21 protein-coding genes and 1 pseudogene are annotated in these 23,403 nt (G+C 52.2%); 8 read left to right on the top strand and 14 right to left on the bottom strand.

The window, feature by feature from the left end; all coding sequences use genetic code 11:
* Positions 1 to 165 precede the first annotated feature (165 nt).
* The 5 genes from pgpB to yciH all read left to right on the top strand — a co-directional run bounded on the left by pgpB (position 166) and on the right by yciH (position 3,815).
* On the top strand, positions 166 to 933 hold the full coding sequence (gene pgpB / locus EKN38_RS23755; RefSeq protein WP_014832219.1) for a phosphatidylglycerophosphatase B: 768 nt from the start codon (positions 166 to 168) through the stop codon (positions 931 to 933).
* Positions 934 to 1,081: 148 nt separating this feature from the next.
* A complete protein-coding gene (locus EKN38_RS23750; RefSeq protein ID WP_013096374.1) occupies positions 1,082 to 1,390 on the top strand; it encodes a LapA family protein in 309 nt (102 codons plus the stop codon).
* A gap of 6 nt (positions 1,391 to 1,396) precedes the next feature.
* Positions 1,397 to 2,566, top strand: a complete 1,170-nt coding sequence (gene lapB, locus EKN38_RS23745) for a lipopolysaccharide assembly protein LapB (RefSeq protein ID WP_014832218.1) — start codon at positions 1,397 to 1,399, stop codon at positions 2,564 to 2,566.
* Between the two features lie 185 nt (positions 2,567 to 2,751).
* Positions 2,752 to 3,489, top strand: coding sequence for an orotidine-5'-phosphate decarboxylase (gene pyrF, locus EKN38_RS23740; protein WP_014832217.1), 738 nt, complete (start codon positions 2,752 to 2,754; stop codon positions 3,487 to 3,489).
* Positions 3,489 to 3,815, top strand: a complete 327-nt coding sequence (gene yciH / locus EKN38_RS23735; protein WP_014832216.1) for a stress response translation initiation inhibitor YciH — start codon at positions 3,489 to 3,491, stop codon at positions 3,813 to 3,815. The genes pyrF and yciH overlap by 1 nt, the downstream gene beginning before the upstream one ends.
* Positions 3,816 to 3,917: 102 nt before the next feature.
* On the opposite strand, the gene osmB is transcribed toward yciH, so the two are convergent.
* The 3 genes from osmB to EKN38_RS23720 all read right to left on the bottom strand — a co-directional run bounded on the left by osmB (position 3,918) and on the right by EKN38_RS23720 (position 5,376).
* On the bottom strand, positions 3,918 to 4,136 hold the full coding sequence (osmB, locus tag EKN38_RS23730) for an osmotically-inducible lipoprotein OsmB (protein WP_014832215.1): 219 nt from the start codon (positions 4,134 to 4,136) through the stop codon (positions 3,918 to 3,920).
* 261 nt (positions 4,137 to 4,397) lie between these two features.
* Positions 4,398 to 5,150, bottom strand: coding sequence for a DNA-binding transcriptional regulator YciT (locus EKN38_RS23725; protein WP_014832214.1), 753 nt, complete (start codon positions 5,148 to 5,150; stop codon positions 4,398 to 4,400).
* Positions 5,151 to 5,193: 43 nt separating this feature from the next.
* A complete protein-coding gene (locus EKN38_RS23720; protein ID WP_014832213.1) occupies positions 5,194 to 5,376 on the bottom strand; it encodes a hypothetical protein in 183 nt (60 codons plus the stop codon).
* A 193-nt stretch (positions 5,377 to 5,569) separates the two neighbouring features.
* Between EKN38_RS23720 and EKN38_RS23715 the strand changes: the two genes are divergently transcribed.
* Positions 5,570 to 6,439, top strand: coding sequence for a crotonase/enoyl-CoA hydratase family protein (locus tag EKN38_RS23715; protein ID WP_014832212.1), 870 nt, complete (start codon positions 5,570 to 5,572; stop codon positions 6,437 to 6,439).
* Here EKN38_RS23715 and pdeR read toward each other — a convergent pair.
* The 7 genes and pseudogenes from pdeR to EKN38_RS23680 form a co-directional block, all read right to left on the bottom strand.
* A complete protein-coding gene (gene pdeR / locus EKN38_RS23710) occupies positions 6,436 to 8,427 on the bottom strand; it encodes a cyclic di-GMP phosphodiesterase (protein WP_014832211.1) in 1,992 nt (663 codons plus the stop codon). The two genes, EKN38_RS23715 and pdeR, sit on opposite strands and share 4 nt — an antisense overlap.
* 325 nt (positions 8,428 to 8,752) lie before the next feature.
* Positions 8,753 to 10,687 carry an exoribonuclease II gene (locus EKN38_RS23705; RefSeq protein WP_014832210.1) on the bottom strand — a complete coding sequence of 645 codons (1,935 nt, stop codon included), beginning with the start codon at positions 10,685 to 10,687 and terminating at the stop codon, positions 8,753 to 8,755.
* An 88-nt stretch (positions 10,688 to 10,775) separates the two neighbouring features.
* Positions 10,776 to 11,762, bottom strand: coding sequence for a CMD domain-containing protein (locus EKN38_RS23700; protein ID WP_014832209.1), 987 nt, complete (start codon positions 11,760 to 11,762; stop codon positions 10,776 to 10,778).
* 154 nt (positions 11,763 to 11,916) lie between these two features.
* Positions 11,917 to 12,705 carry an enoyl-ACP reductase FabI gene (fabI, locus tag EKN38_RS23695; RefSeq protein ID WP_014832208.1) on the bottom strand — a complete coding sequence of 263 codons (789 nt, stop codon included), beginning with the start codon at positions 12,703 to 12,705 and terminating at the stop codon, positions 11,917 to 11,919.
* A 273-nt stretch (positions 12,706 to 12,978) separates the two neighbouring features.
* A complete protein-coding gene (locus EKN38_RS23690) occupies positions 12,979 to 16,074 on the bottom strand; it encodes a multidrug efflux RND transporter permease subunit (RefSeq protein WP_014832207.1) in 3,096 nt (1,031 codons plus the stop codon).
* 35 nt (positions 16,075 to 16,109) lie between these two features.
* Positions 16,110 to 17,012: pseudogene (locus tag EKN38_RS23685) on the bottom strand (ABC transporter six-transmembrane domain-containing protein).
* A 128-nt stretch (positions 17,013 to 17,140) separates the two neighbouring features.
* Positions 17,141 to 17,527 carry a hypothetical protein gene (locus EKN38_RS23680; protein WP_043951647.1) on the bottom strand — a complete coding sequence of 129 codons (387 nt, stop codon included), beginning with the start codon at positions 17,525 to 17,527 and terminating at the stop codon, positions 17,141 to 17,143.
* A gap of 317 nt (positions 17,528 to 17,844) precedes the next feature.
* On the opposite strand from EKN38_RS23680, the gene EKN38_RS23675 reads away from it, so the two are divergent.
* Both EKN38_RS23675 and EKN38_RS23670 read left to right on the top strand, forming a co-directional pair.
* Complete coding sequence (locus EKN38_RS23675; protein ID WP_126522922.1) at positions 17,845 to 18,549, top strand: response regulator; 705 nt, start codon at positions 17,845 to 17,847, stop codon at positions 18,547 to 18,549.
* Positions 18,546 to 19,613, top strand: coding sequence for an ATP-binding protein (locus EKN38_RS23670; RefSeq protein ID WP_014832203.1), 1,068 nt, complete (start codon positions 18,546 to 18,548; stop codon positions 19,611 to 19,613). Before EKN38_RS23675 ends, EKN38_RS23670 begins: the two co-directional genes overlap by 4 nt.
* Before the next feature lies 1 nt (position 19,614).
* On the opposite strand, the gene EKN38_RS23665 is transcribed toward EKN38_RS23670, so the two are convergent.
* The 4 genes from EKN38_RS23665 to sapC form a co-directional block, all read right to left on the bottom strand.
* Positions 19,615 to 20,529, bottom strand: a complete 915-nt coding sequence (locus EKN38_RS23665; protein ID WP_126522920.1) for an ATP-grasp fold amidoligase family protein — start codon at positions 20,527 to 20,529, stop codon at positions 19,615 to 19,617.
* 199 nt (positions 20,530 to 20,728) lie between these two features.
* Positions 20,729 to 21,535 (bottom strand): putrescine export ABC transporter ATP-binding protein SapF, encoded by an 807-nt coding sequence (sapF, locus tag EKN38_RS23660; protein ID WP_014832201.1) that lies wholly within the window; start codon positions 21,533 to 21,535, stop codon positions 20,729 to 20,731.
* Position 21,536: 1 nt separating this feature from the next.
* Positions 21,537 to 22,529, bottom strand: coding sequence for a peptide ABC transporter ATP-binding protein SapD (gene sapD, locus EKN38_RS23655; RefSeq protein WP_014832200.1), 993 nt, complete (start codon positions 22,527 to 22,529; stop codon positions 21,537 to 21,539).
* Positions 22,529 to 23,403: putrescine export ABC transporter permease SapC (sapC, locus tag EKN38_RS23650; protein WP_126522917.1), on the bottom strand; the 875-nt coding region annotated here is incomplete at its 5' end. The genes sapC and sapD, both read right to left, overlap by 1 nt.

Genomic DNA, 23,403 nt, shown 5'->3' with positions numbered 1-23,403 from the left:
TCTTTCGCCTGTTTTTGCTTTCTGTATCCGTTCATTTTGCCACAAGCTCAGCGAGTTCGCCTAATGGCTGCCATGCTATACGAACGTTAAACGCACGATCCGACATATCCACCCATCGGATGAATTTCAGTTATGATTGTGATGCTTAGCGAAAAAGGAGAAGACATGCTTTCAATCGCCAGACGAACGGCAGCAGGTGCAGCCCTATTACTGATTATGCCACTGGCCGTATGGGTATCAGGCTGGATGTGGCAGCCCGGGCAAAACGCCATGTGGCTGAAAATCTTATACTGGACAACAGAGACCGTTACCCAACCCTGGGGCATCATTACTCATGTATTGCTTTGCGCCTGGTTTTTGTGGTGCCTGCGCTTTCGTCTACGCGCAGCGCTGGTGCTCTTTGCTATCCTCGGTGGGGCGATTCTGGTAGGCCAGGGGGTGAAATCCTGGGTGAAAGATCATGTCCAGGAACCGCGTCCTTTTGTGGTCTGGCTGGAAAAAACGCATCATGTTCCGGTGAATGAGTTCTACAATTTAAAACGTAAAGATCGTGGTGCGCTGGTGAAAGAACAGCTTGCGGAACAGCAGGATATCCCGAAATTCTTACGTAAGCACTGGCAAAAAGAGACCGGCTTTGCGTTTCCATCCGGACACACCATGTTTGCCGCCAGTTGGGCACTTCTGGGTGTCGGGCTGCTGTGGCCGCGGCGTCGTACGGTGACTATCGCCATTTTGCTGGTCTGGGCGACGGGAGTGATGGGGAGCCGTTTACTGCTGGGCATGCACTGGCCACGTGATTTAGTGGTGGCGACGCTCATTTCATGGCTGCTGGTGACCCTGGCAACCTGGCTTGCTGAACGACTCTGCGGTCCGTTAACACCGCCGCCGGAAGAGAGAGAAGAGATCGCCGAAAGGGAGCACAGCGGCGTCTGATGGTTGATTTTGCGCATTTTGCCCATAAATCCATGACTGGCGCGTCACTTTTTCCGTTTCGCGCCCGTCGCTAAAATGGTAGTTTATAAGGCTGATTGCGGTGAGTTGAACACACTTTATTCGCTTGAACCACATAACGGGAAGTAATGTGAAATATTTACTCATTTTCTTACTGGTATTGGCGATTTTTGTCATTTCAGTCACATTGGGTGCACAAAACGATCAACAGGTAACCTTTAACTATCTGCTGGCGCAGGGCGAGTATCGTGTTTCAAGCCTGCTGGCGGTCTTGTTCGCAGCCGGCTTCGCCATTGGCTGGCTGGTTTGTGGCCTGTTCTGGTTAAAAGTGCGTGTTTCACTTGCGCGTGCGGAACGTAAAATTAAACGCCTCGAACATCAAATTGCGCCTGCGTCCGACATTCCGGAAAGCTCTGGTGTGCCGGTCGTCAAGGAATAATCGAATATGCTGGAGTTGTTGTTTCTGCTTTTGCCTGTAGCCGCTGCCTATGGCTGGTATATGGGCCGCAGAAGTGCGCAACAAACAAAACAGGATGAGGCGAACCGACTCTCCCGCGACTATGTTGCGGGGGTGAACTTCCTCCTGAGCAATCAGCAGGACAAAGCGGTTGATCTGTTCCTCGACATGTTAAAAGAGGACACCGGGACCGTTGAAGCACACCTGACCCTGGGCAACCTGTTTCGCTCGCGCGGCGAAGTTGACCGTGCCATTCGCATTCACCAAACCCTCATGGAAAGCGCCTCGTTGACCTATGATCAGCGTCTGCTGGCAGTACAACAGCTGGGACGTGATTACATGGCGGCAGGGTTGTATGACCGTGCCGAAGACATGTTCTCGCAGTTGGTGGACGAAACAGATTTCCGCATTGGCGCGCTACAGCAGTTATTGCAGATTTACCAGGCCACCAGCGACTGGCAGAAAGCCATTGATACCGCTGAACGTCTGGTGAAGCTGGGTAAAGACAAACAGCGCGTTGAGATAGCCCATTTTTACTGCGAACTGGCTCTGCAGCAGATGGGGAACGACGACATGGATAAAGCCATGACGTTGTTGAAAAAAGGGGCCGCCGCAGATCGCAACAGCGCGCGTATTTCCATCATGATGGGGCGCGTATTTATGGCGAGTGGCGACTATGCCAAAGCCGTTGAAAGCCTGCTGCGCGTCATTGACCAGGACAAAGAGCTGGTCAGTGAAACCCTTGAAATGCTGCAGACCTGTTATCAGCAACTGGATAAACAGGATGAATGGGTTGCGTTCCTGCGTCGCTGTGTGGAAGAGAACACCGGGGCCACCGCAGAGTTGATGCTTTCCGACGTGGTTGAGCAACATGAGGGCAGCGACACGGCACAGGTTTATATAACGCGTCAGCTACAGCGTCACCCTACAATGCGGGTTTTCCACAAGCTGATGGATTACCATCTGAACGACGCAGAAGAAGGGCGCGCCAAAGAGAGCCTGATGGTGCTGCGTGACATGGTTGGCGAACAGGTGCGCAGCAAACCGCGCTACCGCTGTCAGAAGTGTGGTTTCACCGCCTATACGCTTTACTGGCACTGTCCTTCATGCCGGGCCTGGTCAACCATCAAGCCCATTCGCGGTCTAGATGGGCAGTGATTTTTTAAAACAACTCACTTTAGTTACAACATACTTATCGCTTTTACAAACCTGCTCAGCACCGTGCGGTTTGCCAGCCGGGCAGGAAGTAAAACGGTCCTGTCAATTTGTGGCGCTGACAGGTAGAATGCACGCCGTTTATCTGTTCCGCGCCACTGCGCGCCCATAGACGAAAAGGGCTGGTCATGACGTCTGTTACTTCCTCCACTTCCCGCGTAGTTACTGATTCTCCTGTTGTTGTTGCTCTCGATTATAATAAGCGTGACGCCGCTCTGGCTTTTGTCGACGGTATCGATCCTCGCGACTGCCGTCTGAAAGTGGGCAAAGAGATGTTCACGTTATTTGGACCGCAAATCGTGCGCGATCTGCAACAACGCGGTTTTGACGTTTTTCTCGACCTCAAATTCCATGATATCCCTAACACCACGGCACACGCCGTTGCCGCCGCCGCCGAGTTGGGTGTATGGATGGTCAACGTGCATGCATCGGGTGGGGCGAGAATGATGACAGCCGCGCGTGAAGCGCTTCTGCCGTTTGGTAAGGATGCACCATTGCTGATTGCGGTAACGGTACTGACGAGCATGGACGAAAACGACTTACGCGACCTGGGTGTGACGTTGTCACCTGCCGATCATGCAGAACGCCTTGCCCGTCTGACCCAGAATTGCGGTCTGGATGGTGTCGTCTGTTCTGCGCAGGAAGCGGTGCGTTTCAAAACGGAACTGGGCCAGAATTTCAAACTGGTCACGCCGGGTATCCGTCCTGCGGGCAGTGAGGCTGGCGATCAGCGCCGTATTATGACCCCTGAGCAGGCGCTGGCGGCAGGCGTGGATTACATGGTCATTGGCCGTCCGGTGACCCAATCTGCCAATCCGGCAGAGACGCTTAAGGCTATCAATGCATCACTGAAAAAGGGGGCGTAATGACGGACTCCAACAGTCGTCTGGTCTATTCAACCGAAACCGGGCGTATTGACGAACCGAAAGCGAAAGCGGAGCGCCCGAAAGGCGATGGGATTGTTCGCATCCAGCGCCAGACCAGCGGTCGTAAAGGAAAGGGCGTATGTCTTATCTCGGGTATTGATCTGGATGACGCAGAGCTGGCAAAGCTGGCGGCTGAACTGAAAAAGAAATGTGGCTGCGGCGGTGCCGTAAAAGACGGCATAATCGAAATCCAGGGTGATAAACGCGATGTCATTAAATCGCATCTTGAAGCCAAAGGGATGAAAGTGAAACTGGCGGGCGGTTAAAATAAATGAGCCACGGTAATTACCGTGGCTCTTGTTTTATACGTGCGTAAGTCAGACCTGAAATGCGTTAAATAACGCAAAGCCCGTCAGGGCGTATAATAATTATTTGCCTACCTGGTGACCGATAATACCACCAACAGCAGCACCACCTAATGTACCCAGCGTACTACCATCTGTTAATACTGCACCACCGATTGCACCAGCACCGGCGCCAATGGCGGTGTTACGGTCACGTTTAGACCAGTTAGAGCATGCGCTCAGGGACATCGCTACAGTGATTGCCAGAACAGCGGCGGCTAATTTTTTGCTGGTTAAGGTCATAATACTTTCTCCTGAATTATCGATTCACGGAAAGATGTACGTTTTAAGTATAGACTAGCTGAATACTTAAATTCTGTTCTCCGTGAAAGCTGGTCGCGCAGGTGTTACGTAATCACGCAAGTGATAGTCACTTCCTGTTATATCGCTAGCATTAATTTTACGACTTTAGGGCAGGTTAAACAGGTAAAAACTCTTAAAGGGAGGTTAGGAATCATCTCAGAGAGCGTTTGAGGTGCGCCTGAATTTCAGGCGCACCTGGCATCATGCGGGTTTTTTAATAATATCGACGATAAGGCCGTCTTCTTCGAGTTTATTCCGGTGTGCATCGCTCAGCCGGTCATCGGTAATTACGCGACTGAATCGGGAAATTGGCCCCATCGTATAGGGATGGACCGCGCCAAATTTTGAGCTGTCGGTCAGCACGATAGCTTCACACTCTTTTTCCAGCACCGCATTCACTACGTCTGAACGCATCATATCCCGTCCGGTAAAGCCGGTTTCTGGCTGCCAGCCGTCAATACCGATGAAGGCCTTACTAAAATGCACCTGCTGAACATACTGACGCGTCAGTGGGCCTACCATGCTCTCACTTTTTTTCTGGTAGATGCCGCCCAGCAGAATGACCTCACAGCGTGTCTCCTTCAGCAAGTGAGCGATATAGCTACTGACGGTAATGATGGTGATGTCTTTTTGATCGGCCAGGGTGCGGGCCAGCAGGGCGTTACTACTGCCGTTCTCAATAAAGACCGTTTCGCCATTGTTCACTAAGGACGCGGCAAACTCAGCCAGTTCACGTTTGAGGGCATAGTTGTTCATCATGCGGGTTTCAACGTCCTCGCTGTCCAGCGGGACCGCATACCCATGCGCACGACGCAGGTAGCTCTGTTTTTCCAGCAGATTCAGATCCTGACGGATTGTGACTTCAGAAACGCCTGTCGTTTTAGCGAGATCGACGACGCTTACGCGTCCCTGATCGATGACCATCTGCAGAATGATTTGTTGTCGGGAATTCATAGCATCCATTTAATAAAGCGAAACGAGGGCGGAAAGGGTGGGGTTAAACTTCCCACGGGGCTTTTGGCTGTCTGTTTTCTGGTGCAGTTTCGGCGCCATTCTGAGCAAGAAGTTCAGACTTCAGGATCTCAAGGTTACGGATCGCAGAGTGATAATCGCCCGCCACCAGTATATCCAGCACGGTATCAATTCGTTGGGCTACGGCCTGCGCATCAATGTTAGACATAATCTCATCCCGGGTACGAAAAGTTAGTATTTTCAATGATGCAGAAAATGGATTCAAAAGAGAAGGGAAAAAATGCAATAACTAAATTACATAAATGAAAGTAATAAATTTATTCCCCCGCATGCAGCGTGATGAATGAGTGGATTAGTCTAAAACTGCGCGCAAGGCGCTTTTTTATATGAGGAATTAGACTATGACAGTTATCAATCAGACTACCTGCACACTGTTTACCGATACTGAACGTTTCACTCAGTTGTCAGGGTATTACGAAGAGGAGCGCCGCACAGTCTGGATGATGTTGCGGGCGCAGCCACGACCCTGTTTCAACCATGCGTTAATTGAGGAGATCATGAACCTCTCATGGCTGGTTCGCCAGTCCGGGTTTGCGGTCGATTTTTGGGTAACCGGTTCGCTGGTGCCCGAGATGTACAATACGGGAGGTGATTTACAGTTCTTCGTAGAATGCATCCAGAATGGACGTCGCGAAGCGTTACGGGCCTATGCTCGTGCCTGCGTTGATTGTGTCCATGCGGCGTCACGGGGTTTTGATACGGGGGCTATCACGCTGGCGATGGTTGAAGGCAGTGCGTTAGGGGGCGGATTTGAGGCCGCGCTGGCGCACCACTTCGTGCTGTCCCAGCGCGATGCCCGTTTAGGCTTCCCTGAGATCGCCTTCAATCTTTTCCCCGGTATGGGGGGATACTCGCTGGTCGCACGCCGTTCAGGTATGAAACTGGCAGAGGAACTCATCTATAAAGGGGAGTCTCATACGGCAGAGTGGTATGAACAGCATGGTTTAGTGGATGTGCTGTTCGAACCTGGACAAAGCTACGTCTCTGTCAGAACGTTCATCGACACGCTGCGGCCGAAGCTGAACGGCGTAAGGGCGATGTTACGCGCCCGTACACGCGTACTGCAGTTGCCCCGCAGTGAGCTGATGGACATCACGGAAGATTGGGTCGATGCGGCATTCTGCCTTGAGCCAAAAGATATCGCCTATATGGAGCGTCTGGTGATGCTGCAAAACCGCCACCATGCGGCGGGATTACGCAAAGCCAGTTAACGCTGTTTACGCGACTGATATCGCTTTAGCCATCGCTCGAATGCGGCAGCGGGCATGGGCTTAGCAAAGAGAAAACCCTGCCGTTCGTTGACGCCGTTCTTAGTCAGAAAGGCGTCTTCTTTTGCGCTCTCCACACCTTCAGCAATGACCTGTAAGTTCAGTGCCTGCGCCACCGCGACAATGGCCCGCACCAGCGACTGGGAAATGGACTGTTTATGAATATCCCGGACAAATGACTGATCAAGCTTGATTGCATCGATTGGGAATCGTGCCAGTTGGGACAAAGACGAGTAACCGGTCCCAAAATCGTCCAGATGAATTTGTGCGCCAAGCTGGCTGAACTGTTTGATCACTGACAACGCCAGCTCTTCGTTTTCAATGAGACAGCTTTCTGTCAACTCCACGTCGATAGGGCAGTATTCAAAATCCAGATCCTTCAGGGCCTGTTTTAAATCACTAAAAATGGTTTGGTCGGCCAGTTGACGAGCCGAGACGTTCACTGCCACACGCAGATTAATGCCCTTATCGCGCCATTTGGCCACCTGACGAACCACGTCAAGCATGACCCAGCGGCCAAGCGGCACAATCAGCCCTGACTCCTCAGCATACGAGATAAATTCCAGCGGAGGAATTAATCCGCGTTCTGGGGATTGCCAGCGCACCAGCGCTTCCAGGCTTCTGACTTCGCCGCGCCAGGTGACTTTGGGCTGATAGTGGATCAGCAGTTGATCGTTATCCAGTGCTTTACGCAGGTTGGTATCCAGCCAGAGATATTCAAACACGCGCTGGTTCATTTCCGGTGAGAAGACGCAGAACTTGCCCCGGCCGTTCTCTTTGGCGGTGTACATAGCGGTATCGGCATTGCGGATGACGCTTTCCCGATCGTTGCCGTGCTGCGGGGCGAGGGCGATCCCTAATGAGCAGCCCGTGTAAATTTCAATCAGACCAATTCTGAACGGCTGACGCAGACGGGTCAGAATGCGTGATGCCATCGCTTCCAGAGAACCCTGAGAGGTATGGGTGGCCATGACAATAAATTCATCGCCGCCGAGTCGCGCCAGTACCTGGCCTTCATCCAGACAGCTCAGAATGGCCAGCGCAACCGCCTGCAGGAGCTGATCGCCAAACATATGCCCGTAGGCATCGTTCACTTTTTTGAAGTTATCGAGATCGAGATATACCACGCCAACCTGCGTCTCACCACGGTTGTCGATGGCGTCTGAAATCAGTTCGTGGATCGCATTACGGTTCGGCAAGCCGGTGATGGTATCGGTGTTGGCCAGCACCCGCAGGCGCTCCTGGGCGCGGCGCTCTTCCGTAATATCGGTGCCGGAACAGATAAGAAAAATTTCATTTTTACCGCTGCCGCTGTGGACAAATTTGTTTCTGAACAGAAACAAGCGTTGTCCTTTTCGCGTTTTGATCCAGCGTTCGACTTCGTAAGAACTGCCGTTGCGAAAGAAACCGGTAATGTTGCGCTTTGAGGCTGCGGCTTCACTGCGGCTCATAAACAACTTAAACACATTCTGGCCGATAACTTCTTGTTCTTTGAGACCGGTGTACTCTTCGCTCAGGCGGTTAAATCGCTGAATGTTGCCATTCTGATCGAGAATGACGATAACGGAGTTGGCTTCGGAGACGACCTGCTCAGCAAAGGACAGGCCCTGAGCCAGGTCGCGGGCCACGGAAGGCGTATCGTTCCACGCAGAGGCGGTACCGGCCCATTCATTACGGGTTATTTTGCGTCCGACAAGGTGAACAGGCACATCTTCGCCATACAACGAGAGCGTCATTGAGATGCTGGACGTAATGACGGTTAACTGGCGGATAAGTTCGGCCTGTTCATCATCCAGCGCCACCACCTGAGTCACATCGGCATTTTCGCTGGTGGCAAGGTGCAGAGCATTGCTGTCCGCTGTCAGTCGCCACCAGGGGCTGTGAGTTCCCATGTAACGAAACAGCAAATTCTGCTCCAAATCGTCCATCATGTTTTCTCCTGAAGCTGCCTGTTAGCGCACAATTTATTCATTTGCGATCGGCTTTTCCGAAGTGAGACCACGGCTGAACCGATGTGAACTTATTGTTTTTTCCCGGTTTTCTTATAATAAAACGAGTCAGGTAAAAAAGGATACTCAGCCAATAAAAATTCACGTAACCGGATATAACGGCACTCTTTTACTGTAGATAATTATGGCGAAATTGGGCGGAAGAAGACTGAAAATAGTAAGAAAAAATGATGATTTTGCAGAGCGGCGTGGAAGAAAAAAATGTCGGCCCGCCCTGTAAGGAAAGGGCCGACAATTGAATAGCTTATCAGGCGCCAGGGCGCGCGATAATACTGCGGGTTTCCATGCGGACTTCGGCGATAGTGACGTCAATCACGTCCGTGACCTTGTAAACCGTTTCACCTTTGATTTGCACAGTACCATTTTCCTGGCTACAGACCAGTTCGTCGCGAACGGCATGCAGGAAAGGTGCAGGGATAAAGGCAACCGCCCCGTTATCCACCAGACGCACACGCATACCCCCACGGCTGATATCAATGATTTCTGCGGCGAAGCGAGTCTCTGTACCGGCTTTATCCTGCAGGAAGCGGGCGTACAACCAGTCACCCACGTCACGTTCCGCCATGCGGTTCAGGCGTCGACGATCTGCCATCTGCAGGGTCGTGTCATCCTGAGGACGTGCAATGGATTCGCCCTTGATGATCGCTTTGAGCAGGCGGTGGTTAACCATATCGCCGTACTTACGAATTGGAGATGTCCAGGTCGCGTAGGCATCCAGGCCGAGGCCGAAGTGCGGGCCAGGCTCTGTGCTGATTTCAGCAAAGGACTGGAACCGACGAATACGGCTGTCGAGGAAACCAGAAGGCTGTGCGTCCAGCTCGCGACGCAGCTTGCAGAAGCCCTGCAAGGTCAGCACCTCTTCCGGGTCAACATGCACGTCATGATTCTTCAGCAGGGCGGCCAGCGCTTCGGTATTGGCCGGATCAAAGCCGGTATGGACGTTATAAATACCGAAGCCCAGCTTGTCGCGCAGCACGCGTGCGGCACAAATGTTGGCGGAAATCATCGCCTCTTCGACGATGCGATTTGCAATACGGCGCGGCTCGGCCACGATATCCAGCACTTCGCCTTTTTCACCCAGAACAAAGCGATAGTCCGGACGATCTTTGAATACCAGCGCATGGGTTTGACGCCATTCACTGCGGTTCAGACAGATGCGGTGCAGCAGACGAATCTGTGCAGCAATGGCGTCTGACTCCGGTTTCCAGGTGCCGGTATTTTCCAGCCAGTCAGAAACGTCGTCATAAGCCAGCTTGGCTTTTGATTCAATGGTGGCAGCAAAGAATTCGATATCGTCTTCAATCGTGCCGTCCGCAGCAATGGTCATACGGCAGGCGAGAACAGGACGCACTTCATTCGGACGCAGCGAGCAGAGATCGTCGGAGAGTTCACGCGGTAACATCGGGATGTTAAAGCCAGGCAGGTAGTTTGTGAACGCACGGACTTTCGCGATATCGTCCAGCTTGCTGCCTTCGGCAATCCAGGCGGTAGGATCGGCAATGGCGACGGTTAACAGCAGTTTGCCATCGGCGCGCTCTTCAGCATACAGCGCATCATCCATATCTTGCGTACTGGCGCTGTCGATAGTGACAAACTCCAGTGCGGTCAGATCCCTACGCTCCAGCCCTTCATCCTGCATCTCGGTGGCTACGCCGTTCGGGGCTTCTTTTTCAAGATTATGGCGCGCAAGCGTAACCCACCACGGCACGAAATGGTCGTCGCCGAAGGTAATGAACTGGGTCAGTTCCGCATAGAACCCACGATCGCCTTTCAGAGGATGACGGCGCATTTCCGCCACGGCCCAGTCACCTTCTTTGAAATCATGCTCAACGCCGCGAGCGGCACGGCATGGAATGGCGTCTTTCAGCAGGGGATGATCTGGCACGATAGAGAGACGGTCGTCTTTTCTCTGCACCTTGCCCACAAAACGGGTCAGGAACGGCTCGATCAGTTCTTCCGGCTCGGCAGATTCACGTTCTTTTTCAGTATGAATGACAGCCATGACGCGGTCACCGTGCATCACTTTCTTCATCTGCGGTGGCGGAATGAAGTAGCTTTTCTGCGCGTCGACTTCAAGGAAACCAAAGCCTTTTTCCGTGGCTTTTACGACCCCTTCTGCACGCGGCGTCTGGGAATGCAGTTGCTGTTTAAGCTGCGCTAGCAGCGGGTTGTCCTGAAACATAATGTTCTATTTTCGTAGCCATTGAGCGGCTGACAGTTTTACGCGATTCTCACTGCCACAGCAAGCGGTCTTTGGGTAAATAGTATGGTTATTCCGCTTTGCCAAGCGCGACTTTCAGGCGCTCAAGCCAGCCATCAAACGCGCTTCGCGTAAGCAGCGCAATCGCCCGGTCAGCGGGAAGTCCTTCCTCCGTGAGCGGGTTAAACTGTGCTGCACTGAAACGGTCCGGAGAACGTGTTAACAACTCCACGGCCGCCGAGAGCGCCGGCGAGGTTACCCAGGCTTCTTCACGGCAATGATTCAGGATTTCCCCCGTCAGATCGAGCAGCATGGGTTCATGGCACAGCACAGGCGTTAGCGCCTGAAGGGCAGGCTCGGCTTGCCAGCGTGAAAGGGACTCGAGTTGATGCGCACTGGCATAGCGCAGTTCCACCACAGGCAGGAGAGCGATCCAGGCGCCGGGCCTGACGGGCAGTGTGTGCGGTTGAATATGATGTCCTGGCAGCCAGCGTACGGGGTGCCCCAGTAGCGCCTGAAACACCGCGACTACGCGGGCCTGAAAACCGATGAAGCCAATAATCTGGCTGATGAGCACGATGTCATACGTTGTCAGGCCCACCTCATCGAGCTGGTTCTGCGCTTTATCATCAATAACATCCGGTGAACTGGCAAGCTGGCGGGCATATTGCGTGATTTGTGCCAGACGGCGGTTACTTTCACGTGAGGAGTCCGGGCCGGGAAGTGGGGCGAGAAGGGCGGCGTAATGATTACAGAGCCTCTGAACCCCACAGGCCTGCGCGACCGTCAGCGCGGTGCTCAGCCTGTCATAAGCACTTAATGTGTGCAGGCGGTTGACGGGGATATCGAGCGGGAACAGCAGATGACATAAGGCTCTGGCAGGGGTTAGCCAGCCAGAACAGGCGGCGACAATCTCATCAGGTAAGGCTAAATCGAGCAAAAAACGATCGTCGACGTTAGCGGCTTCGGGCACCAGGGGCAGGACATCCGTCTGCGCGTGGTTTGACTGGGTTTCGTGGTACCAGTGGCCTTTGCCGGAAAAACGGCGTTGTTCCATGGGCGTTCCTTGATCTCAAAATGGCGATCAATATCCTGGCGTAAGGCGGATGAGGGGAAAAATATTGTTAGGTGATAACAAATAGCAGAACGGAATAACGAGAGGCGGCGGGGGGGGAGAAACTCTCTTCCCGGGCGGGAAGAGAGTCACAAACTTATTTAATTTCCAGCTCGTTCATTGCAGCGATGTTGAAGCCGCCATCAACGTGAACCACTTCGCCGGAGATACCCGCGGAAAGGTCAGAGCACAGGAATGCTGCAGAGTTACCCACATCTTCAATGGTAACGGTACGACGAATCGGCGTAACCGCTTCGCAGTGTGCCAGCATTTTACGGAAATCTTTGATGCCAGAAGCGGCCAGGGTGCGGATTGGACCTGCAGAGATGGCGTTAACGCGCACACCTTCAGGGCCCATTGCGTTCGCCATGTAGCGGACGTTTGCTTCCAGAGACGCTTTAGCCAGACCCATAACGTTGTAGTTAGGGATAGCACGCTCTGCGCCCAGGTAGGACAGCGTCAGCAGGGCGGAGCCCGGGTTCAGCATGGCGCGGCAAGATTTCGCCATCGCAACGAAGCTGTAGGAGCTGATGTCGTGCGCGATTTTGAAGCCATCACGGGTAACCGCGTTAACGTAGTCGCCGTCCAGCTGGTCGCCAGGTGCGAAGCCGATGGAGTGAACGAAACCGTCGAATTTGTCCCACGTTTTTGCCAGTTCAGCAAACATGCCATCGATGCTTTCATCTTGTGCAACGTCACATTCCAGAACGATGCTGGAACCCAGCTGCGCGGCAAACTCTTCAACACGGCCTTTCAGCTTGTCGTTCTGGTAGGTGAACGCCAGCTCAGCGCCTTCGCGATGCATAGCCTGTGCGATGCCGTATGCGATGGACAGTTTGCTGGCAACGCCGGTTACCAGAATGCGCTTACCGGAAAGAAAACCCATAGCTTTAATCCTTATATTCATTGCTTGTTTTTTGCCTTGTAAATCATAGCGTTACAGGCAGTATTTCAAAATTATTCGAAATCAGCTCGAAATTATAGCCCACTCACTGCCCCTTGTGTCACGCTATTTCTCGCGCATTGCCCATGAACGGGGTCCCGAAAGGGGCTGACACGGGTGACGCAGGTCTTAAAATTTCGCCATTCGTCCAGTATATCACCCGGGTTAAGCTTCGCCTCATCCAACCAGCGTGGAAGCGTGATCCTGCAAAGCGTTTCACCTTTTCCTGGCGCGCTCAATGAAACGCGCGACGACAATAAAGAAAACCGGTACGAAGAAGAGGGCGAGAAGCGTACCGCTAATCATGCCGCCGAATACGCCGGTGCCGATGGCATGCTGCGTGCTGTCACTCGCCCCGGTGGCCAGCATTAGCGGGACAACGCCTAGCGTAAAGGCTAACGAGGTCATTAAAATGGGGCGCAAGCGCTGACTGGCGGCCTGGAGGGTTGCCGCGACGGTTGTTTGCCCCTCCCGCTGAAGCTGCCTGGCAAACTCGACAATCAGAATGGCGTTCTTGGCGGAAAGCCCAATCAGGGTGATCAGACCGACCTTGAAGAAAACATCATTAGTCATACCTGCAATGGATACGGCTGCAACCGCGCCAATAAGACCCAGTGGAACGACCAGCATGACCGCGAAGGGAATCGACCAGCTCTCGTAAAGGGCGGCGAGTACCATAAATACCACGAGGATTGACAGCACAATCAGGCCAGGAAGCTGTGACTCAGACGCTTTCTCCTGCAGTGAACTCCCGGCCCAGTCGCCTGCGATACCCGCAGGCAGCTCCTTTGCCAGCGTTTCCACGATTTTCATTGCCGTACCGCTGGACTCACCCGAGGCGGCACTTCCCGTAATCCGTATCGCAGGATATCCCTGGTATCGGTTCAACTGCTGAGGCGCAACGTTCCATGACAGTGTTGCAAACGTAGATACCGGCACCATCTGACCTGTCCGGTTTTTTACCGATAAGGTTAACAATTGTTCAGGTTGCATACGGTATGGCGCATCGGCCTGTACAATGACCTGTTGAACGCGACCGTTATGGGTGTAGTCATTAACGTAACTGGAGCCCATGGTGACAGACAGAGTTTGATTAATTTCATCAAACGAGACGCCCATGGCCTCTGCTTTTTCCCGGTCAATCTGCAGTGCAAGGCTGGTTCCCTCAGGCAGGCCATCAATGTAGACATCATTCAGTTCAGGGCGCTGATTTGCATGCTGAACAAACTCATCGGCGGCATTTTTTAAGGCCTGATATCCCAGACCCGCTCTGTCCTGCAAGTAGTAAGTGAATCCGGATGAGGTCCCCATATCCGAAATAGCCGGAGGAAGTAAGCTCATTGTGACGGCATCAGAAACGCCAGCCATGCGGGACTGGATAGCGTCTGCTTCCCCCTGGGCGGTGATCCCTTGTCGATTTTTCCAGTCCTTAAGCGTGGTAAAGGCCATGGCCGAGTTAGGGCCGGAACCCGAAAAGCCAAAGCCCAGGATCATGATGTTGCTTTCAATCGCCTGTCGCAATGCAATTTCCTCTTCAAATTTTTCAACCACTTTAAGGGTACGCTGCATGGTCGCGTCAGAAGGCAGTTGCAGGGATGACATGAAGTAGCCCTGATCTTCATCCGGCAAAAATGAGGATGGCAAAGAAGACAACCCCATAAACAGGGCAGCGCAAAGGGCAACATACAGCAGCAGCATGCGCCCCGTTTTTTTTAGCACCGCGCCCAGGCTGGACGCATACACTGCCGTGAGGGCATGGAAATGGGTGTTAAACCAGGTTGCAAATCTTCCGGCACCTCTCTTGTTCGCCGCGTGGGGCTTGAGTAACGTGGCACAAAGCGCGGGGGTCAGCGTCAGCGCGAGGAATGCCGATAACAAAATGGAAATGGCCATTGAAATACAGAATTGTCGATAGATGATCCCCACCGAACCCTGCGCAAAGCCCATCGGGATAAACACCGCCGTAAGCACCAGCGTGATACCCGCTATGGCAGGAGTGATTTCATACATGGCCTGCCGCGTTGCTTCGCGTGGGGAAAGCTTTTTTTCTTCCATCAGCCTTTCGACGTTTTCGACAACGACGATGGCATCATCAACGATAATACCGATAGCCAGCACCATCCCGAACATGGTCAGAATATTGATGGAATAGCCGCTGAGCAGCATTATTGTAAAGGTGCCCAGCAGCGCCACGGGGGCGACAATTGCCGGAATAAGCGTGCAGCGTATCTTGTGCAGAAAAAGCAGCATGACCAGGAACACCAGTACCATCGCTTCAACAAATGTCTGAACCACTTTCATAATTGAAAGCTTTACGAAGGGCGCCGTATCAAAAGGCACCGTGAAGGTCATTCCCTCCGGAAGCACGTGAGACAGTTCATCAATGCGTGCCCGCACCCCTGAGGCGGTACTGATGGCATTCGCGCCCGGCGACAGTTGGATTGCGGCTGCCGTCGCCGGAACGCCGTTTTCGCGAATACCGTACGCATAGCTTTGTAGGCCGGACTCAATGCGGGCAACGTCCGACAACTGCAGGCGGGCCCCTGTGGTATCGGATTTAAGTGTAATATGGCGAAATGCCTCGACCGAAGAAAGTTGTCCTTTAACCGTAATCGGATAAGTCACTCCCTGGCCTTCTGTTGCCGGTTCATCGCCCGTTCTGCCGGGGGAAACAATGGTGTTCTGCTGGCTGACCGCGGTAAGCACATCGCTTACCGACAGCCCATAGCTATGAAGCTTCATCGGATCGAGCCAGATACGTAGCGCTTTCTCACCACCAAAAAGCTGGACTTTGCCAACCCCCGGCACGCGGCGAAGTTCATCGCTGATATTTCTGGCAAAATAATCGCTCAAATCCGCTTCCTGAAATGTCCCAGAGGTGGATTTTAACCCCACCATCATCAGAAAACCGGCGTTCGCCGCCTCGACGTTAATGCCGTTTTGTCTGACCGACTGAGGTAGGCGCGGCTCGACAATCTTTATCTGATTCTGGAGATCCATCTGCGCCAGTTTGATATCGGTGCCTGGTTTAAAGGTCACCGTAATCGAGGCTGAGCCGGTGGTGTCACTCGATGATTCAAAATAGAGCAAATTATCCACGCCGGATATTTCACGCTCGATAAGGGAAACGACCGACGTATTCATCACATCAGGGCTGGCGCCGGGATACGAGACAGTAATAATAATGCCTGGCGGCGCAACAGCCGGATACTGCGCCACCGGTAGCCGGGGAATCGACAATACCCCTGTCAACACAATAAAAAGCGCCACGACCCAGGCGAAAACAGGACGATCAATAAAAAATTGCGGCATAAAGATTACTTCCAGTCAACTCACAGTAAAACGCATCAGGTGTGCGATATCTCATCACTGGTCGATACCCGCTTGCCGATGTCTCTGAGTTGTGAAAATTTCTCCAGCAGTTGCGGGGCGTCATCCAGGCTTGTCGCGAACATCCACATGTACGTCATCACGGAATAAATGTGACCGGCGGTAATCCCCGTTGTGTGGGTCATCAGGATAATGGTCAGCGTAAAAAGCAGGGCGATCAGCGAGCCAATCAGTAAATATCCCCACGCTTCGCGGTCTGATAACGCAATCCGCAAACGCGCAAGCGTAGAGTAATGACGGGTCAGGGTTGCAGAGCCCGCTTTATGTACATAATCGACCTCTTTCTCAAGGCGGTTATTGAGGCGTCTGAACAGCAATTCATTCTTATGGGTGAAACCGGAAACAAATCCCATCAGGATCAAGACGACGATGGTGCAGACGATGCCAGCCCAGAATTCAATGATCAGCAGCATAATTGCTGCACCAAAAAGCGAACTCATCGAGGTAATGAACATGGGCAGATGCATTTCAAAGAAATCCACGAACTCACGCGACAAGGTAACTCTCGCCGCGATTGTCGAATGATTAAGCTGCTATTTTCGCTGAGCCAGCACAACAGAGACCGCAAGTCCGGCGTAAATTCGTGCGAAGGTGCGCGTGTCCACGCTGCGCCTGGCGGCACCAATGCACCAGATAAACAGGACCATTAGCCCATACAGTGCAGCGCTCACGGTATCCCCGGCGAGAATGGCATTTATCGCAATCCCCGCAAGTACGGGATAGAGTAAAAAGGTCACATTTTCGGCAATAACCAGAAAGAAGGTAATAAACAGCTTCTTGCGGTGCCGCACGGCAAGTGCCTTGAGCGAGCCAACAACCCCGGAAACGACCGGAGGACGATGAGTATTTTTAAGGATCATATTTTTCGAGTTATTAATGCCAGAGAGCAGGGGAATTCCGTCAGGAATTTATCCATTAACCGTTACTTTATACAGCGCATGTTTAGTACTGATGTGCAATTTGTGGAGGTTATATGGAGACAGTAAACTTAAATCATCCTTAACATGAGATAAATGGGTGAGCCAACAAAAAATATAATGAGAAAACATTCGCAGTAAAACACCAGATCGGCGATATCAGGTGCGATGTTTAACAAAATACTGAAAATGATGATCAGGTAGATAAAAATCAATGCCAGGCACAGGGCCATGACAAGGAGTTCCGACAATCCGCCTCCTTTATGTTGAATCGCAAGAAAAAACGATGTTGCTGCGATACAACCATAAATAACAGGTGAGGAGATAATGGTTGCCGCCACTTTTTCATCGACTTCATGTATCAGGATCATCCAAAGATGCAATAATCCCCACGATACAATAAGAAACAAACATGACGTGCCAACGTTAGCAGGTGAGACATATCTATTAATATTCATTTTGAGTGTCTTTGCGTATTAATGAAAGCAATTGATAGACCGAGCCACATACGAGAAGTTCAATGGTTTATTCTCTTTGGTCGTTTTTTTTCTGAATAAAAAGATTCAACTGTTTATATGGAGTGTTTATATCCGAAATGTGGAGAAAGTGTGGAGGCAATAACATCAAGGGTTTTGTTTTTTGCAGGTATGCTTATAAAAAAGTCACAACACAACGGCACTTTTTTGTCATGCGTGGGTCTGAGCTTTTTATAAAATGGCGCTTAGCATGATTTCGCAACATAAAAGAGACGCCTTCCCGTACCTGTGGAGAGAAAATGTACCAAAATAATTTAATTCTTGTCGCCGAAGATGAAGATGAAATCGCCGATATACTGATGAGCTACCTGCAGCGGGCAGGAATGAAAACCTTAAGGGCAACTGACGGTGAGCAGGCGATTAACCTGACGCGTCTGCATAAACCGGATCTCATTTTACTGGACATCCAGTTGCCGGTATTTGATGGCTGGAGCGTCCTTACCACGCTGCGCCGGGAGAGTACGGTGCCCGTCATTATGGTCACCGTCCTCGATCAGGATGTGGATAAGCTGATGGGGTTGCGGCTGGGCGCTGACGATTACGTCATAAAGCCATTCAATCCCTCTGAAGTTGTCGCGAGAGTGGAAGCCGTACTGCGCAGAACGAAGGCCAACGTTCAACAGGTTGCAGCAATGCCGCTCCGGACATCCTTTATTACGGTCTACCCGGATGATTTCTATATTGAAGTCACGGTTGGGGAGGAGGTGGTATGTCCTGTATTGACCACCACAGAATTTAAACTGCTGACCTATCTGGTCAGGAACCCGAGAAAGGTCTGCTCCCGCGAAGAGTTACTTAACGCCTGTCTGCCGGAGGGCGATACCTTAGACAGAACGGTGGACAGCCACATGAGTAAGCTGCGCAAAAAACTGGAACTTGCGGGTCTTCATGGTGTGCCTGAAAGCATAAGAGGGATGGGTTACCGGCTGGGTGACAAGAAATGAGTAAAGAATCTGTTCTGAGCCGCCAAATCTTAACCTATATGGTTACGCTGGCATTGATTATTATTGCCATCGCTATTCTGGGCTCCTGGCTGTTTTACAGCTTCGTACTGGATTACCTCCCGGGAGGCACCGCCGCTGGCAGCGAAGAGAATATGACGATGTGGGACTGGTTGTGGCTCGTAACGGTCTCGACAATCAGTTTGATGATCTCTCTCTTTTTGACCGTAAAACTGTCATCACGAATTCTGACGCCTTTGAACGCGGTAGCCTCCAGCCTGAAACGCATTTCTCAGGGCGATCTGGATGCCCGGGCCTGGTGCGCGAGTTCACAGCTTGGCGAGATAAATCATCTCGTCAACGACTTCAACGAAATGGCTGAAAAATTGCAAACGCTGGATATTCAGCGCAAATCCTGGAATGCGGCGATTGCGCATGAGCTGAGAACACCCGTCACGATTTTACGTGGGCGGCTTCAGGGTCTCGTCGACGGTGTGTTTGCACCAGATCCAGCTGTATTCAATAACCTGCTAAAGCAAACCGAAGGTCTGGCTCGCCTGATAGAGGATCTCCGTGTTGTCAGCTCGGACGGCGGTGCGGGTTATACGTTATGCAAGAGCGAAATCGATCTTAAGGACACCCTGGAAACAGCACTTGAGACCTTCAGGCCTGAGTTTAAGCGTAAGCAATATGATATTCATACCGAACTTAAAACACAGCGGTGTATCTGCGATCCGCTACGTATTAATCAATGTCTGACCGTGTTATTTGACAATGCGCTGCATTACTCGACATCACGTAAACTCATCATAAAAAACGGGGTGTATGGTAAAGAAAATTACATCCTGATTCAGGATGAAGGGCCAGGCATACCCCGGGAATTTCATGATTTTCTCTTCCAGCCCTTTCAGCGCGACAAAGGGGCCAGACAACTGAATCCTGAAGGCTGTGGTTTAGGGTTGTCGGTGGTAAAAGCCATCATGCTTGCGCACGGTGGCGATGTTACCTATGTTCTGACGAAGCGAAACCACTCGCTATTCAAATTAACCTGGCCGGTTGCGGCATGACTCAAATGAGCCTGTTTGTAACAGGCGTCATTTGCCACATTTCGCCCAACCTGGCGTCCCATTCCGGGGGCGTGATGGCAAGTTTGCCTCGTTTCGGGCTTAACGTTATTTCACTAAAATAGATTTCATCCTGCGTGAGCATGAGATCGACACGGCAATAATCAATCCCCTGGGCCAGGTCTTGCGCCGCCAGCACTGCCTCCTGATAAGACGCAGGTCTGGGTATGTCCTGCGGGGTGTTAGGATATTCCATCTGGAAAGGCTGCAATTGCCAGTGCCGATCGTAAACGTTGATAAATCCATTGCCGCTTTCATCGGTAAAATCCGCTTCCACGAACTGCGCGATGCCATGAAAACAATGGATCCTTAACATCTCTGATGTTGTGCTTTTGTCGGTGTTATTAAACAGGTCGATGTACTGCTCGCACAGAATAACAGGAAGGATGTTTTTATATTGCCATTCCCTTGTGGTGTAATATAAATTTCTCTTTAATGCCAGCCGGAGTTTGTTTTGCGTTTTTTTGAGGTCAAACTCTGCTTTGTTTGTGCATATGACCGCACTTCCACTGTCATGGTTGCATTTTAATACAAATTTATTCGGCAGTTTCGTCAGGTCAATGTGCTCAACGCGACGGTATACGCCAATCAATGGCACTACTTTTAGTCGTTGCGTTCTCGATAGCACATATTCCCTCACCGCCAGTTTATCAGCCAGCAGCGTATAGTGTGAATTATGGTCATAGACCAGTCGATGACAAATTTTTTCGTTCAGGGTAGCAGGTGATTTTATATCAAATGTGTCACCGTGAATTTCTTTGAGACGGGACAGATGAAAGTTAATGTCAGATATTAAATAAGACCGACACTTCCTGAGTAGATACTCCAGGCTTTTTAAATAATATGTGATTTTGTTCATTCTTTCCTCCGAAATATCTGCATATTCTGAAGGAGAAGGATTGATTCTTATTGCCTGGAGTATGGAGGAAAAATGGAGAGAGCCGCTTATAAAGCGGATGGCGATGTGCAACGCAAAATAAAAGGATTAAACGTCCTGTTTAATCCTTTGACGTTCTGAGTCGAAATATTCGCTGTCGCGGGAGACACCTGACAGGCGGTTACCGATCCTTTCTCCATGCATCAGCAGTTAGCGCTTCACCAAAATGTCCGGCAATCAGGCGTTTTGTTAAATCGTGGAGTGGGGAAGCCAGCACATCCGCTGTGCTGCCGCGCTCGACGACCTCACCCTGGTGCATGACCATCACCTGGTCGCTGATATGTTTCATCATGCCAAGATGTTGCGTGACGTAGATATAAGCGATCCCCTGTTTTTCCTGTAACTCCAGCATCAGGTTAATTAACTGCGAACGCATCGACATATCCAGAGAGGCGAGGGCTTCGTCAGCAATAATCACTTTTGGGCGCAAAATCAGGGCACGCGCCAGGCCAAGACGCTGCTTCTGACCCGGGGCCAGCATATGCGGATAGTAACTCTCGTGATCGGGCAGCAGCCCAACCATACGCAGGGTTTCAAAAATACGTTTACGGCGAGCGTCAGGCTCCAGATCGGTATTCAGCCGCAGCGGGAAATCCAGGATCTGCGAAATGCGCTGGCGCGGATTAAGCGAAGTGGAGGGATCCTGGAAGATCATGCGGATACGCTGGCTGCGGAAGGAGTAATCGCCGAATGCCAGCGGATGATCGTCAATCAGCACTTCACCGCCGCTTGGCTCGACCATGCCCGCCAGCATTTTTGCCAGCGTGGATTTGCCGGAACCATTCTCGCCAATGATCGCCAGGGTCTGTTTTTCGCGCAGCGTAAAGCTCAGCGGCTTCACGGCCTCCACGGTCTGGCGGTGGAACAGCCCGGTGCGATAGCGAAAGGTCTTACTCAGGTTGCGCACTTCCAGTAAGGTTTCGACCATTTCACTCTCTCTCCATGTTCAGCGGGAAATGACAGGCGTAAAGGTGGTTTTTCGCCCCCGTCAGACGCGGCGTTTCAATACACTTACGCTGTGCATACGGGCAGCGTGGCCCAAGACGACAGCCTATCGGCAATGACTCCAGCAGCGGGATCGCACCGGGCAGCGTGTTCAGACGGCTCTTGTGCGGCATGGCGCTGCCAAAATCCGGGATTGCACGAATCAGCGCCTGCGTATAAGGGTGGTGCGGCGTGGTGACCAGATCTTCACTGGGGGCGGTTTCCACCGTTTGCCCACAGTACATCACATCAATTTTATCCGCCCATTTGCTGAGCATTTGCAGGTCATGGCTGATCAGCAAAATGGTGGTGTTGTTATTCTGATTCAGCCGCGTCAGCAGGCGGAATATCTGTGCCTGCGTGGTGGGCTCCATTGCGTTTGTAGGCTCATCCGCAATCAACAGACGCGGCTGATTGGCCAGCGCGATGGCAATCATCACTTTCTGGCATTCACCGTCGGTGAGTTCGTAGGGGAAACTGCGCATCGCGTCTTTGTGATCTTTGATCCCGACGCGATGAAGCAGCTCAATGGCGCGGCGTTTTCGCCAGCCGAAACGCTGCCACCAGCGGCCTTTATAGGTCCAGCCGGGAATGTTCTGCATCAGCTGCTTGCCGACACGCTCGGATGGATCAAGACAGGATTGTGGCTCCTGGAAAATCATTGAGACGTTATGACCCACCAGCTTACGACGCTCGCGTGGGGAGAGGCGCAGCAGGTCAATATCATCAAAACGCATTCGGTCGGCGGTGACGCGCCAGTTGTCCTTCGCCACGCCGCAAATGGCTTTGGCGATGAGGCTTTTCCCTGAGCCGGATTCACCGACCAGCCCGCGTATTTCGCCTTCTGCAAGGGTAATACTGATACGGTCGACGGCCTTAACCCAGCCTTCACCGGTTTTAAACTCGATGGTGAGGTTGCGGATATCAAGAAGCGGCATTATTGCACCCCCGCATTAATTGCGCGGCGAATACCGTCGCCCAGCAGGTTAATCAGCAACACGCTGACCATGATGGCCGCACCCGGTAACATCACCGTCCAGGGGGCAACGTAGATAAGCTCCAGCGCATCGCCCAGCATCGCGCCCCATTCCGGTGACGGCAGTTGCGCACCCAAATCGAGGAAACCCAGCGCGGCGATATCCAGAATCGCCATCGACAGGGCGCGGGTGATCTCGGTGACCAGGCCGGCCGCGATATTTGGCAGGACGGCAAACCACAGAATATTGAGCGTGGTAGCGCCGTCCAGACGGGCGGCAACGACATACTCTTTCTCCAGCTCGTCATGCACCATGCTGTAAACAGAACGAACAATACGCGGCAGAATAGCCAGCCAGACGGCGAACATGGCATGCGAAAGGTGCGGCCCGGCAAAGGCCACCACGATAATTGCCAGCAGCAACGACGGGATAGAGAGCAGGGTGTCCAGAATGTGGTTCAGCACCGCCGAGCGCAGACCGTGTGTCGAGCCGGCAAAAATGCCCAGCGCAAGGCCGCAGACTGTGGCGGCAAGCGTCACCACAAACGCACCTCCCACCGTCGGGGCGGCGCCGCTCAGCAAGCGGCTCAGCACATCACGACCCAGATCGTCGGTGCCCAGGAAGAAGGAGACCTCCCCATAGCGCGACCACGACGGAGGTAACAACTGATAGCCGAGGAACTGCTGGTCGATACCATAGGGGGCAAACCACGATCCAAACACGCAAAGCAATACCAGCCCGGCACAGCCGTACAGGCCGATCATTGCCGTGGTGTCACCATAGAATTTACGCCACACGGTACGTAGCGCACCGGGCGTGCGCTTTTCACTGTATA

Source organism: Enterobacter sp. WCHEn045836 (genome assembly GCF_003965585.1).
Taxonomy (GTDB): domain Bacteria; phylum Pseudomonadota; class Gammaproteobacteria; order Enterobacterales; family Enterobacteriaceae; genus Enterobacter; species Enterobacter dissolvens.
This window is presented reverse-complemented; position numbering and strand designations above follow the sequence as displayed.